Annotated in this window: 11 protein-coding genes and 1 pseudogene; 8 read left to right on the plus strand and 4 right to left on the minus strand. The window is 61.3% G+C overall.

Annotation, left to right across the window (positions count from 1 at the left end; translation table 11 throughout):
• The 4 genes from ACUIAF_RS07885 to ACUIAF_RS07900 all read left to right on the plus strand — a co-directional run bounded on the left by ACUIAF_RS07885 (nt 1) and on the right by ACUIAF_RS07900 (nt 7,341).
• On the plus strand, nt 1-1,536 hold the full coding sequence (locus tag ACUIAF_RS07885) for a glycoside hydrolase family 30 protein (RefSeq protein ID WP_445338498.1): 1,536 nt from the start codon (nt 1-3) through the stop codon (nt 1,534-1,536).
• Between the two features lie 248 nt (nt 1,537-1,784).
• A complete protein-coding gene (locus ACUIAF_RS07890; protein WP_445338500.1) occupies nt 1,785-3,389 on the plus strand; it encodes a variant leucine-rich repeat-containing protein in 1,605 nt (534 codons plus the stop codon).
• A gap of 8 nt (nt 3,390-3,397) precedes the next feature.
• Nucleotides 3,398-7,108 (plus strand): helicase, encoded by a 3,711-nt coding sequence (locus ACUIAF_RS07895; RefSeq protein WP_445338502.1) that lies wholly within the window; start codon nt 3,398-3,400, stop codon nt 7,106-7,108.
• Nucleotides 7,108-7,341 (plus strand): hypothetical protein, encoded by a 234-nt coding sequence (locus ACUIAF_RS07900; RefSeq protein ID WP_445338504.1) that lies wholly within the window; start codon nt 7,108-7,110, stop codon nt 7,339-7,341. Before ACUIAF_RS07895 ends, ACUIAF_RS07900 begins: the two co-directional genes overlap by 1 nt.
• 9 nt (nt 7,342-7,350) lie before the next feature.
• On the opposite strand, the gene mscL is transcribed toward ACUIAF_RS07900, so the two are convergent.
• The 4 genes and pseudogenes from mscL to ACUIAF_RS07920 form a co-directional block, all read right to left on the minus strand.
• Nucleotides 7,351-7,878 carry a large conductance mechanosensitive channel protein MscL gene (gene mscL, locus ACUIAF_RS07905; RefSeq protein WP_015022398.1) on the minus strand — a complete coding sequence of 176 codons (528 nt, stop codon included), beginning with the start codon at nt 7,876-7,878 and terminating at the stop codon, nt 7,351-7,353.
• 568 nt (nt 7,879-8,446) lie between these two features.
• Nucleotides 8,447-8,737 (minus strand): annotated as a pseudogene (locus ACUIAF_RS07910) (hypothetical protein); the annotation flags it as partial.
• Between the two features lie 72 nt (nt 8,738-8,809).
• Nucleotides 8,810-9,025 carry an FmdB family zinc ribbon protein gene (locus ACUIAF_RS07915; protein WP_015022397.1) on the minus strand — a complete coding sequence of 72 codons (216 nt, stop codon included), beginning with the start codon at nt 9,023-9,025 and terminating at the stop codon, nt 8,810-8,812.
• A 101-nt stretch (nt 9,026-9,126) separates the two neighbouring features.
• Nucleotides 9,127-9,804, minus strand: a complete 678-nt coding sequence (locus ACUIAF_RS07920; RefSeq protein WP_445338506.1) for a 5-formyltetrahydrofolate cyclo-ligase — start codon at nt 9,802-9,804, stop codon at nt 9,127-9,129.
• 79 nt (nt 9,805-9,883) lie between these two features.
• Between ACUIAF_RS07920 and ACUIAF_RS07925 the strand changes: the two genes are divergently transcribed.
• The 4 genes from ACUIAF_RS07925 (at nt 9,884) to ACUIAF_RS07940 (ending at nt 13,747) form a co-directional block, all read left to right on the plus strand.
• Nucleotides 9,884-10,537 carry a GNAT family N-acetyltransferase gene (locus tag ACUIAF_RS07925; protein ID WP_110417630.1) on the plus strand — a complete coding sequence of 218 codons (654 nt, stop codon included), beginning with the start codon at nt 9,884-9,886 and terminating at the stop codon, nt 10,535-10,537.
• A gap of 75 nt (nt 10,538-10,612) precedes the next feature.
• Complete coding sequence (locus ACUIAF_RS07930) at nt 10,613-12,055, plus strand: hypothetical protein (protein WP_445338507.1); 1,443 nt, start codon at nt 10,613-10,615, stop codon at nt 12,053-12,055.
• Nucleotides 12,056-12,232: 177 nt separating this feature from the next.
• Nucleotides 12,233-12,526 carry a co-chaperone GroES gene (groES, locus tag ACUIAF_RS07935; protein ID WP_015022393.1) on the plus strand — a complete coding sequence of 98 codons (294 nt, stop codon included), beginning with the start codon at nt 12,233-12,235 and terminating at the stop codon, nt 12,524-12,526.
• Nucleotides 12,527-12,646: 120 nt separating this feature from the next.
• Nucleotides 12,647-13,747: a histidinol-phosphate transaminase gene (locus tag ACUIAF_RS07940; protein ID WP_198216361.1), complete on the plus strand. Its 1,101-nt coding sequence runs from the start codon at nt 12,647-12,649 to the stop codon at nt 13,745-13,747.
• Nucleotides 13,748-13,909: the final 162 nt, after the last annotated feature.

The raw sequence follows: 13,909 nt of genomic DNA on the forward strand, positions 1-13,909 counted from the left end.
ATGAAGGAGATTTGGACCGCAACGGCAGGGGACCTGTCCCAGCGGCGAGAACCTATAGCGACCCCGGAGACGACAACTGGGCCCGGCGCGGCCGTCCCCATCGTCATTGATCCAACCAGACGCTATCAGTACTGGGAGGGGGCCGGCGCTGCTCTGACGGACTCCAGTGCCTACCTGTTCATGACGGCCATGGATGCTGACCAACGTCATCGGATTCTTACTGAGCTCTTCGATCCGGCTCAGGCGGGCCTATCCACCTTGAGGATCTCCATCGGGTCCTGCGATTTCTCCAGCCAGCGTTACTACTCCTATGATGAGCTGCCCGAGGGCGTGATGTCGGATTCGGATATGACATACTTCTCCATTGGGCAGGGGAAGCCGGGCTCGCCCGAGGCCACCAAGGACATGAAGTACGTGGTCCCCGTCCTTCAGGAGATCATGGCCATCAACCCGGGCGTACGGATTATGGCTTCGCCCTGGAGCGCGCCTGCCTGGATGAAGGACAGCGGTCAGCTGGAGGGTGCTGGGCGTCTACGGTTGGGGCAATACTGTGGCAACGGCTACCGCCCGCGGGATACGGTAGACGCTGCCTATGCCCGCTATTTCATCCGGTTTATCCAGGCCTACCAGGAGCTCGGCATTCCCATTGCGTCCGTCACCATGCAGAACGAGCCCTCCAACAATCCTTCCTGGCCTATGACGACCTGGACCCCCGAAGAGCTGGTGCGCTGGGGGGTGGACTACCTGCGTCCGGCACTCGATCGCAGCTTCCCTGAGGTGGAGATCTTCTTCGGCGATGACGGCCTGAGATTCTTCAGCCGTCCGGTCAGCGACTATATGACCCCTGCCGAGGCCCAGAGCTTCGCCGGGACGGCCATGCATACATATTCCGGCCTGCCCAAATGGGTCGTGAACGCCACCAGGCAGTTCCCCGGATGGCGTTCGGTCATGAGTGAGCGGCGCTGCATGCTGGACGAGCAGGTGGACGAGGCCAGCCATGTCATGTTCGGGGAGATAGGCATCGGACTTGTCCGTCAGGGCGTGGGCATGATCGACCTGTGGAATCTGGCCCTGGATGAGCGGGGTCTGCCCAGCTGGGCGCGAACCATGGGCCGGCGCGGGGTCATCACCGTCGATTCCCAAACTGGCGGAGTCAAGCGCAACCTGGAATATTTCATGCTCCGTAATTTCGGACAGGATGTGCCGGTCGGCGCTCGCAGGGTGGCCTCCACCAGCCATACCGGTGACGGTCGGACCGGTGGTCTGGGATCGGTCGCCTTCATCCGCGACGACGGCGAGCTCAGCGTTATCCTCTATAATCCGACCAAAGAACCCATCCGTGCGGCCCTGACCGTCAATGGCTGGGGTGCAAGCTGGCGACCGGTAAGCGTACCTGCTTTCGGGACGGTCTCCTGCCATATGTCAGGCTCCGATCGCCTCAACTGCAGCACGGTGCCCGAGGATGACCAATTCGTCGTCCATATGACTCCGCACCCAGCTGACGACCATTACGAGGGGGAGGACGACCAGGCCTGATCCGATGACGGCGGCCGCTGATTGACTCTGATGGTTTTCAGGAGCAAGGGCGGCCGCCGTTTTATGTCCTTCACTTCGATGCCAAAGCCCTGCCTGCAGGGAGGGCCCACTGCGCCGGCATGTCTGTGGGTCTTTCATGTGTCCTTTATCAGTTAATTCGGCACGCAATCAATCCTATCTCTGGGTTTCATGACAGAATAGGCGGTAGTACCGAGTGAAGGCGGCTGCAGATTTGGGAGGTCGAAAACGTGAGTGACGATCGGCGACCGGGGCAGGTGTGGATAATCAAGTTCAATGGGGCGGAAGAGACCCGGCTCAAGCCTGGCGAGACCGTAGAGATCGGTCGTAAGCCTCTGCGTCCGCTGCCCGATGACGGTCGGCGTCGTCTGGAGGTGCCCGATCAGACTAAATCCATGTCCAAAAGGCATGCCATTTTCGCCGTCGATCAGGACGGTCTGGCCACCCTGCGCGACATGGGTTCCACCAACGGGTCTTATCTGATCCAGTCCGACGGATCGCTGGTCAGGCTGCCTGTGGATGCCGACTTCCCGCTGTCCAGCAGCTCAGCTCGTTTCCAATTCGGTGATGTTCCCGTCGACTTCGTGCGCATCAGCAATCCCGAAGAGGATAAGACCGATCCTTCGACCCGGGTGCCTGACCTCTTCTCATACTCCACACAGCCCCGGGGCATGGTGGAGCCTGATGCAGCTGAAATGTCGGTCGACGACATTCTGGATATGCGTGCCGGCGAGCCTACTGGCATCTTCAAGGCCGATGGGGTCCGCAACCGGGTCACTGCCCTTCACGATATGGCCCTGGGTGCTGCCAAGACAGCCGATTCTTCCCAAGAGGCCGACAGTGCTTCACGGAATCGTCCCAGGTCTGCCACAGTTGCTCGCAACTCACAGGACAATTCGGTGCAGCCTTTCCCTGATGGAGCCGCGTCCTCGGATTCGCGAGGCTCGCAGGCCCGGTATCCTGAAGATTCCGATTCAGCCGAGCATGGCCGGGCTGATAGGGAGCCGACCGAAGCCGGCTCAGCGGATGGTCAGGAATCGGACCGCCGCAGGATCTATGCCAACCAGTCGGATGACAGGGCATTCGAAGACCGCCAGGGTGACCGGCTTGGAGGTGCTGACTTCCAGGCCCAGGACGCTCGTGGCGAGGCCCGACGGCATCTGCCATGGCAGGAGCACGAATCCGAGCAGGGTCTGCCGCTGGTCGGCACCCAGGAGGAGGAGAGCCAGCCTGTCGACCGTGACCTTTTCGCAGATGCCCGCCGTTCCCGTTCCGCTGAATCCGCTTCTGGTCAGGACCGTTACGACCAGGATGCCCGTGATGCTCATGACGAACGTGGACATCGTGATGATCGTGCGGCTTCCGGCCGCAGTGGCTATGCAAATGGCCAGACTCAGCAAGGTCGGAGGGACGAAGCGAATACGGCCCAGGAGTTCACCCCGCTGGGAGCTGTAGAGCTGGCCCGCCTGTCCAAGAAGGAATCGGATCAGGTCCGGCGTCCCCAGTCAGTGGATAATTCGGATGACGACCAGCGTTATCAGCCCGCCTTTGAGCCCGGATCCGTCTTCGAGCGGGTTTCCAAGGGTGACTATGACCGTGGCCAGGAGGCCATCGTGGTGGACGGGATGAGTTCCGATGATGCCAAACGCACCGGGGACTTCGCCCTTCAGTTCGCCATGGCCAAGCATCGGCAGCTGCTGCCTTTCCTGGCGATGAACCCGGCCCTCTATGATGATTTGTACGCCTGGTTGGAGGCTCAGGGCGACCAGGACATCGACGCGGCCCTGCGCAACAATGACGGGTATCACGAATATCTGAACGCCGTGCGGAAGTGAGTGGACGGATGAGCGAGACGGTAATGAGCACCGGGGGATCGGAAGAGGACAAACGGGCTGAAGATGCACAGGCATCAACGGCTGGCTCCTCCTCCGACCGTGCGGCTGAAGAGGTCAAGGCCCCGTTGACTCCCCTGGAGCGAATTCGGGGATGGCGCCAGGATTACCAGAACCAGGTGGGCTTGACCCCCTTGGAGAATGTGTCGCAACTGGCGGCTCAGATGGACCTGACGCATGCGCATCCTTCAGGCATTGCCCAGCTCTTCGCCAGCGGCCAGGTCCATCTGGATGCGCTCTTCCGGGACCGTGGCATGCTGCGCGCGGCCCACCGGCGCATGGAGCGGGTTCTGGACGATCAGGCCGCCAAGGAGCATGCCAGCGGTTTCGCCCAGCTCTCCATGGTGGTGGGGGTGGCTGCCTGGCAGGGGCGTGACATGCCTGTACTGCTCTATCCCGTGCGTATCGACGAGAGCACGCAGGGAGCATCCAGAGCCTCCATCAGGTTCACTGGCAAGGTGGATCTTAATCCTGCGTTGATTTCGGCCATGCGCGAGCGGGGCATCACCCTGGATCCGGACCGCCTGTTTTCCGCCTCCCACTACCAGGGCGGCACCCCCGAAACTTCTTCGCTGTTCAAGGACATGACGGCCCTGATCACGCCGCATATCAGCGACTTCACTATCGAACGAAAAATCGTTCTGGGATGCTTCATCGAGCCATCGGCCCAGCTGCTGGGCGAAAGCCTTCGGATCCTGGATCGGATGACAGCCGGGTCCACCGGCAACGACCTGCTGGATGTCTTGACTGGCGACCAGGCAGCCTCCGAGCGGCTCAAGGGCGGGCCTGTGCCCGACTACAGCCCCTTCGATGCTGACCCTCACAGCGAGTTTGAGGCCGGGGATGTGGACAACCGGGTCCGTTATGCCGCCCAGCTGGTGGCGACCGGGCACAGCGTGCTTGTGGATGAGCAGACCGGCCGTCACAGCGCCGACGATGCCTTGGCCATTGCTTCGCGCTGCGTCACTGCTGGAAGAACCGTGCTCTATGTGCCCTGCGTAGTGGAGGAGAAGCGGCGCTTCCAGCATCGTCTGGATGCTGCCGGGATGGCTGACATGGCCCTTGACCTGACTGACGATCAGCTGGGTCGGGTCCTGGATCAGCGGTTGATTGATGCGGTGGGGTTCAAACCCGGCAAGGCCAGTGAGCACTTCGACCAGGTGGCTGACGAGCTTGTGGGTGTCCGTTCCCGTCTGACCCGCTACCTGGGCGATCTGCATGGGGTGGACTCCAGCTGGGGGGTTTCGGCCTATCAGACCATTCAGAATCTGGCCAACATTGCCAATATGCCCACGCATCCCGCCACCCGCGTCCGTCTGGGCGCGGCCACGGCCCACAACCTGCAGCCCGAGCTGGATGCCTGGGCGGACAAGCTGGAGAGGGCCGCCGAGCTGGGCGAATTCGTCATCGGCCCCAAGGACACCCCTTGGTACGGCGCAACCCTGGTCAGCGAGAACGAGGCTGTGGATGCATACTCCCGCGTGGTTCGTCTTCTGCAGAGGCTTCTGCCAGATACCCGAGAGCAGGTCAAATCCACTGTAGAGACCTGCGGATTTCCCGTGCCGGCCACCGTCAAGGATTGGGGGCGGCAGGTGGTGGTCCTTAAGAATCTGCGCCGGGTCCTGGATGTCTTCCAGCCTTCCATCTTCGAACGCGACATCCCCGCCATGATTGAGGCCACCAAGTCCAAGGCCGATCGCAAGGCCAATGGAACCAATCTGGGATTCTGGGAACGTCGACGTCTGGTCAAGGAGGCCAAGAGCCTGCTCAGACCCGGCGCCCAGGTCGAGGATTTGCATGAGTCGCTGGTGGTGGTCTCCAAGCAGGCCGAGCAATGGCGGACCTTCGTCCCCCATGGCGGCTGGCCGGTCCTTCCGCCCAAGCTGGACGTCATCATTGACACTCAGGAATCCCTGATTCGTGACATGACAGCTCTGGACACCGTGCTGGACTCGACTCCGGCTGGCGGTGATTTGGAGACCATGGACTTCAACAAGGTGGAGGAGCGGCTCAAGGCCCTCTTTGACGACCATACAGCCCTGGATACCCTGCCTGAGCGATGCGCCCTGGAGGGCGAATTCAGCAAGGCGGGGCTGCAGGACCTGGTTCAGGACCTGCGCAACCGCCAGGTTGAAGGCAAGGCTGTACGGGCCGAACTGCAGCTGGCCTGGTGGACCACGGTCTTTGACGACATCATGCGTTCCTCGCAGATCATCTCCAATCAGGACGGTTCCGCCCTGTCCAATGCAGCCGACCGCTTCAGCCAGGTGGATGCCCAGCATGTGGCCAGCGTAGGGCCCATGGTTGCCCAGGAGAGCGAAAAGCGCCTGTCCGAGCTGCTCTTCTCACGTACCCAGGAGGCCAATCAGCTGCATACCATGCTGGCCGGCAGCCCCGGCGCCTCCCTTACGGTCTTCCAACAGGCTCACCCTGGCATACTGTCAGCGGCCAAGCCCATCATTATCGCAACTCCGGCCACGCTGGCGACCAGGACCAATCCGACACAGCTGGCCGATACGGTCATCATCGATGCCGGGGCCCATATGCCTTCCATCCAGGTGCTTACCGTGCTGGCTCGGGCCCGGCAGGTGGCGGTCATAGCCCACCGGCCTACCATTACCTCGGATGGCCTCTTGCAGCTGGTTGACCATCTGGTACCGGTCTCCGTCAAGGCTCGTCCCTCGCGTCGTTCCATTCGGCTGGACGCCTTCCTGAAAGACCATGGCTACGGGGATCTGTCGGCACCTGTGCCCGACTGCCGGCAGCCTGGAAGAGTGACCCTGACCAGGGTGGAGGGCGCTGGCGTCCCAGTCATGGCCACCGGCCTGGTCGAGTCCAGCCAACAGGAGGTTGCTGCCGTTGTCGACATGCTTAAACGCAAGGCTGGATCCTTCTCCCTGGTGCCGAACAGCTATCTGCTGACTGTGGTCACCTTGTCGGCTACCCACCGCTCCCGGTTGGGTGCAGAACTCAAGTCGGCGGCAGCCAAGGACAGGGTCTTCGCCAAGTTCCTGCGGCATGTACGCATCGTCGGCATTGACGAGGTCTGCGGTGCTCGGGCCACGGACGTGATCCTGACTCTGGGCTTTGCCAAGACCACCCATGGCCGTCTCTTACAGCAATTCGGCGATCTGGAGGGCGAAGGGGGCAAGGGCATGCTGTTGGATGCTCTGGTCCTGCCGGATCGGAATCTGGACATCGTCGCGGCGTTCTCCGCTGATGATCTGGAGGACGACCGCATTCACCAGCCCGGACCGCGTCTGCTCAAGGAGCTGTTGACCTGGGTTGAGCATCCCGACGCGGAACCGGCCCGGCCTGGGCAGGCCGGGCAGTCCACTAATGTGCTCTTCCGGGATCTGGCCCAGCGGCTGCGGACCCGGGGGCTGGATGTAGCTCTGGATTACGGGTACGACCAGGCGCCCCGAATTCCGCTGGTGGTGGGGCTCAAGAACAAGCCCTATGCTTTGGCCGTGCTGACAGATGACGCCGAGTTCATGCACACTCAGTCCACTCGGGAACGTCACCGGTTCACCACCGAGGACCTGCAGTATCTTGGCTGGTCGGTCATGACCGTCTGGAGTGTTTCGGCCTTTGTCAACCCCGACAAGGAAGCCGACAGGATCGTCGCCATCCTGGCCGATATCTACCAACAGGCGCGTTGATGGCGGATAATCAGCTAGATCGGGGAAACCGGGCTGGTGAGTCTGCAGCCCCGCATCGGCGTCGCCATCGGCGGGTTGTTCGTCCAGGCACAGAACGGTTCGATGTTGATGGCACCGAGGAGGATCCCCAGGACCGTGTCTGTGCGCAGGATCGTCTTGATGGGGATGATCGGCGGATCCTGGGCGAGTTGCCGCCTCACTGGGGGCTCTTCCCCAATGAGCGCGGCGATTGACGGCCGGTCCTAGTCCTGGCTCTTGGGCAGTTCGGTTCCAGCCTTTTGACTGTCTGCGCTCGTTGACTGGTGAATGTCGTCGGCGATTTGACGGAGCAGCTGAAGGGTCTGGTCCTGGGGGCTGGGTGCGTTGGGCTGATCCTTGATACCCGAGGCTGCCCGGCTCAGCTGCCGCAGCTTGTTGATGGGCATGATGATGCAGAAGTAGACGGCGATCGCGATCAAGAGGAAGTTGAGCAGGGCCGTCAGAATGGCGCCGAAGGAGATGGTGGCGTTCCGGTAGGTGATGGTCAGGAGCCCTGACAGGTCCGGTTTGCCGAAGATCATGGCGATCAGGGGGCTGATCAGATTGTTGACGATGGCGTTGACCACGCTGGTCACCGCCGAACCCATAACCACACCTACGGCCATATCCACCATGGAACCGCGGGAGATGAACTGCTTGAACTCGCCCAGGACGCCCTTGTTGCTGATTTGCGAGATTTTGTGGACTGCTTCGGCGGTATCCTTGGCCGCCACCTGATTGATTGAGGCCATTGTCCATCCTTCCGTAGCTGATGTGAGGCATAGAGAGCCCATGCCTGCTTCTTACTCCATTATCGCGGGCCCAGGATGGTTTCAGTTTTCCGACATGATTGGAGGGTGTCGGTACAGAGACTCTGTCTGGGCGGATCGCAATGACGGGTGTAGATGGATCCAGCGATAACAAAAGCAGAGCCTGACTGGCATCCAGGGCGAAGACGGCCTGGGACGATTGTCGGACTTGGTCACCCTCCCGACCTTCCAGACCGGATCGATCTTTGGCGATGGTCTGTGCCGGCTGTAGAGCCAGTGCCTGCTCGGCTATCATGCAGCGCCCGCCGCCTGAGGCCTGCCCAGAGGCCGGTGGCAGGGAACCCGTCTGGGCATGATGCGGACCGGCACCAGCTGGGCAGTCTCCGGAAGCAAGCAGGCTCGCCTGGTCGCCGGCCTGCAGGTCTCCCGGGTCGTCGGCCAGGCGGACGGTCACCGGAGTGGTCCCGGGTGGTTGTGCCGGTCTGCTGCTGATCATGGCCGTTGTCAGCGGTTGCCCTGTATGGATGCTTATCATCAGTCGACGCCCACGTACTTGCCCAAATGAGGAGATCAGGCCAGGCAACCGTTCCCTGCCATGCAGAATCCGCGTTTCAACCATGCCAGGCTCGATGGTTGATCCGCGTGCAATAGGCCGCGCTGCGACCAGTACAGACAGGCGGCCCTGGGCCTGGAGCAGGATCTGTAGGGTGCAGAAGACCGCCAGCCCCAATGCCAGGGCGGCCCCTGTGCGCCGCAGCCGGAAAAGCCGACGTCGGCGGGTCAGGAATCCCGCGGTGGCTGAGGGCTTGTCCTTATTGCTGAAGATGGAAAAATCGACCATGCCCCCAGCCTGCCAGAATCCTGGCCGACGTATGGGTCCGCATGGTCGATGTGGTCGAATGTGCCTCTCGGTCTACTTGCTGCTTGTGGAGCTTGAAGAGGAGGAAGATGAGGCTCCGTCGGTCCGGTAGAAACCATGGCCCTTGAACTCGATGGGCACTGCGGAGAAGACCTTGCGGACCTGTTGCTGCCCGCACTTGGGGCAGATGGTGATGGGTTCGTCGCTGAAGGACTGCTCCTTGGTAAAGTCGTATCCACAGTTCTTGCAACGATAATGATAGGTGGGCACCGTTCTTTCCCTCCGCTGATGGTCGGTTCGCGCGACGATTGGTTCAACACCCAATATCCTAGTGGTGGCTTCGACCAGAAGAATCGGCATCGGGCCCCTCGTCAGTCTTGTTCATCACCATTATGGTCCGCTCCGGGCATTCGTGACAGACCTGTGGCTGTGGGCGTGAAACCTTCGGGTGTCAGGACCGCATCCACAGGAAGATCATGGTCCAGATGGGGCAGAGGATCTTCCACGAATTCGCTGGGCCAGCAGATGCCCACTACTGGAGTCTGTTCGGCACGCAGGGCAAGGGTCCGGTCATACCAGCCGCCGCCCCGACCCAGACGAATGCCGTCATGGTCGATGGCCAGCGCCGGCACCATGATCAGATCAGCCTGATTCAAGGCCTGCGCCGGCAAGGCCGACATATCGGGTTCGTCAGGCCGCCAGCCGGGAATCCGCCTCATGCCTTCCAGATCCTGCTCTGATCGTAGGCGCCCCCAACCGACCTGGGTGCCCGTGCCCAGCATGGGAATGAGCACCTGGCAGCCCCGGCCCAGCAGGAGATCCAGGCTGGAATCCATGGCTATCTCCCCCCGAATGGAGGCAAAGGCAGCCACGGTCAGGCTCTGTTCGCTTCGGAAGCGTTCGACCTTGGCAATTACCTGGTCGGCCAGCAGATCAGCCAGCTTGCGGCCCGCATCCTGGCATTGAGCCCGGTCGATACGCCGTCGGGCCTCAAGCAGTAGGCCGCGCCGATTCTGCTTATCCATATCGATGCGATCCTGCTCGTTCATATCCTCAGTTCTACCAGCAGGGGCTCTCCTTGGTGGACGCATGTCTGCCTCGGCTGCCGTTCGGTGAGAATATGGAGTCATGTCGGTTCTGCATACCTTCCGCCAGGTCTGGCAGGGTTCCCGAGCCCGTTCGGACCATGCTCTGAATCTGCCTGATCGTCTGACTCCGCCCCCAGGCCATGGGGACTTTCTACTGAGGCCCATTCGTGAGGGTGACCAGGCAGCCTGGAACGCAGTCCGATGGAGGAATCGTGATTGGCTGGCTCCATGGGAATCAGGCGATCCCCGCCACGGGCCTGGCATGACATATGCCCAGTGGATGCAGGAGTTGGAGCGTTCCCGGCAGGACGGCACTTCAGCGGTCTTCCTGATGGAGTTTCATCAGAGCATCGTGGGGCAGATTTCCCTAGGCGCCATCCGCTACGGGTCCATGTGCACGGCGGTAGCGGGTTACTGGGTGGACCAGGATTGGATCGGCCACGGATTTGCGCCCCTGGCCCTGGCCATGTTGGCGAATTGGGCCTTCAGGGACAGGAGGGGGCCTCATCTGCACCGTCTGGAGGTGGCGATTCTGCCTGAAAACCAGCGGTCCCTGCGTGTCGTCCAAAAGCTGGGCATGGAGCCGGAAGGGCTGCGCCATAGCTACATGTACGTAAACGGACGGTGGCGGGACCACCTGACCTTTGCTTGGGTCAGCGACCAATTCGATCCCAATCTGCTGGCTCGTCTATGAATCCCTGGGTGGATATGGTCGACACGCTGGGTTTGACTTGCCGCTTGGGGCATACCGTCAACTAACGTAGTACTTATGGCTTATGGATCACTCAGCAGCATCGTGGTTTTGGTGATTGCGGTGATTCTGGTGCTGGGTTGGCTGCCGTTTCGCACCATCAAGGGCATGAAGCGGGCCTCGGAGCATCGCCAGGACAGGCTTTCCACCTCCCTGCACATGGTGGGTCGGGAAGACGGGATGAGGTTCTGCGACAGGCAGTCGAGGACGGTGAAAGGGTTGGTCATGCAGCAAGGGCAGCAGGATGGCAACCGGCGGAGTCAGGCCCAGCGCATCAAGCAGATCAGACAGTTGCGTCGCGCGGCCATACGCCGTCGTCGCATTCTGGTCCTTGTCCTCTTGGTCGTCACCCTGCTGGTGGCTGGGCTCTCTTTCGCTTTGGATTATAGCCCATGGTTCACTCTGATTCCTCTGGCCCTGGTGATAGTGGTGCTTGCTGCCGGAGCACATGCTTCAGCCCAGGCTCGGGCCTGGGAGCGCAATTTGGCCCAGCGGCGTGCCCGGCAACGTCGTCAGCAGGCGGCCAGTCTGACCAGGACCAAGACCTCCGGCAAGTCTGGGCAGACCAAGAATGAGGGCCGCTCGGAAACGGCCACGGATGTGCTTGACCAGAGTGAGATTCGTCGAACGCTGGCCCAGGCCAAGGCTGATCAGCAGGCAGCCCTCAAGGCCAGGCAGCACAATTCGATCAAGCCTGTAAAGTCGCCAGCCAGCAGCAAGGCTAAGGGTCCGGCCGGGTCCGTCAAGCCGCCCGAAAAGACCGCTGCGCAGACCGGGCATACGTCCAGCCGTCCGTCCGACGACAGGAAGACCTCTGAAAGGACCCCAGCCAAACAAGCAGCCTCTGGGCCGACGGCTTCCAAACCGGCAACCACCCAATCTTCAAAGGCCCAGAAGACCGCCTCCAAGCCTGCAGCGCCCAAGTCTTCAGTGGACAAGTCCGCGGCCTCCGAATCTGTAGCTCGGTCGACTTCGCCAGGATCGGTGTCTGTCCAATCCGCCGCCCATTCAGGCAAATCCGGATCGGTCTCTGCATCTGTTGGCAAAGATCACCCGTCTTCGTCGTCCCCGGCTAAGGCCCAGGACGACGCCACCAATGAGCTCAAGCGCATCAATCCCTCTCCGGCCTTGGACGCCTTCGGCATGGCGGCGGGCCAGGATCTGATCTCCTTCTCCCTGGGATCGGCCCGTGGCGAGGGCTCAGAGGACGGCAAGAAGAACGAAGACGAGGGTCCCCACAGCCTGGAGATCAAGTCCACACGGCAGGTCTCCGTGGCCCGTCCCCCCGAAAAGAAGCAACCGGATCAGAAGCAGGCTCAGAAGAAGGCTGATGGCCGGCCCGACGACTTTCACAAGCGGGAGATGCGGGCCCAGGTCGAGGTGCCCGATCGCAGCGAGGACTCCCTGTCCATCGGCGTGGAGGCCATTTTGGCCCGGCGTCGTCCGGCGGCCAAGTCCTGAGGACAACTCGGCAATTCATCTTTCACCACCAGCGTTAGCACTCAAGTTGGCAGAGTGCTAATTTCGCGCTACTATGACTTGTAGCGCAAAGGAATGCGTGGTGAGTGTTCGTCAGCCTCTCATCGACGTTCCGGCGTGGGTTCATTGGCTGTTCTCACAAGATGTAGGAGGTCCACAGTGTCGATTTCACTCACACCGTTGGAAGACAAGATCGTCATCAAGCAGGCTGAGGCGGAGACCAAGACCGCTTCCGGGCTGGTCATCCCTGATACCGCCAAGGAGAAGCCCCAGCAGGGCGAGGTGCTGGCGGCAGGCCCCGGCCGTCGTGACGACAAGGGCGAGCGCATCCCCATGGATGTCAAGGTGGGCGACAAGGTTCTGTACTCCAAGTACGGCGGCACCGAGGTCAACTACGGCGGCGAGGACTATCTGATTGTGTCCGCGCGCGACGTTCTGGCCATCCTCAAGTAAAGAGGCGGTGATTAGTGGCCCCTGGTCCTGTGGAAGGACCGGGGGCCACTTTCGTCTTGTCAGGACCGTGCAGCGGAACAGATACCGCAGGGACACATGGCGACCGCTAGCATGGTGCCCATGTACTATCGTCATCGCGCCAGTATTGATTCCCTTCCCGGATACCGACAGGGCAGCCCGGCACCAGCCGTTCCCGGTTTGACCAGCTACAAGATCTCCAGCAACGAGAACCCATACCCGCCCCTGCCGGGCGTGCTTCAAACCGTTTCCGAACAGGCCCTGGGCCATCTGAACCGCTATCCGGACATGCGTGGCACCCGTCTGGTGGAGCGGCTGGCCAGGCTTCACGGCGTGGATCCAGCATGCATTCAGCTGGGATGCGGATCCACTGAGGTCATCACCCAGCTGGTTGACCTGGTGGCCGGTCACGGCGACCAGGTGGTCTACCCCTGGCGCAGTTTCGAGGCCTATCCCATCATCATCACCATGGCCGGCGCCACCGGGGTGCCCGTGCCCCTGGATAGGCGGGGGCGGCATGACATCGAGGCCATGATCGCAGCGGTCAACGAGCACACCAGATTGGTCATTGTCAACAACCCCAACAATCCGACCGCGACCAACGTCGACCGCGATCAGGCCGAACGTCTGCTTCAAGCCCTGCCTTCGGATCTACCGGTGCTCTTTGATGAGGCCTATATACAGTTCAACGACGACCCTGATCGAGCCGACGGATTGTCGTTCATGCGCGAGCATCCCAATGTGATAGTGGCACGGACCTTCTCCAAGGCCTATGGACTTGCTGGTCTGCGAATCGGATACGCTGTGGCTGCCGAACCGATCATTGCCGGCATGAACAAGGTGGCCCTGCCCTTCGGAGTCACCGATGTGGCCCAGAGCGCGGCAATGGCAAGCCTGGACGCACAGGATCGTCTGGCCGAACGGGTCCAGGCACTCAAGCAGGAACGGACCAGAATCCTGGCTGGTTTGAAGGGGCAGGGGTGGAAGATCCCTGAACCTCGGGCCAACTACTACTGGCTTCCTTTGGGACCGGCCGCCGCGCGGGCTGATCGGCGTTTCCGCGACGCAGGCCTGTCGGTCAGAACCTTCCCAGGCGAGGGCATCCGCATCACTGTGGGGGAGCGGGAGGCCAACGACCGGGTCCTGGAAGTTTGCGCTGATCTGCGTCGACAGGGTTTACCGCAGGATTCCATTTCTGACTGAAGGTCGTGCACTGGCGCGAGCGTAAACCTAAATCATTGCCGTCTCCATCCTTGTATGGAATGTCACAGCAAAGGCAATTCTGCTCCTGCGAACTTGTGTCGTCTTGGATAAACCTATATATTGTGGTTGACTAGCCAAGTCTATCCAATATTTAGTGTTTAC

The sequence above is a fragment of the Bifidobacterium sp. ESL0822 genome, from assembly GCF_052606675.1.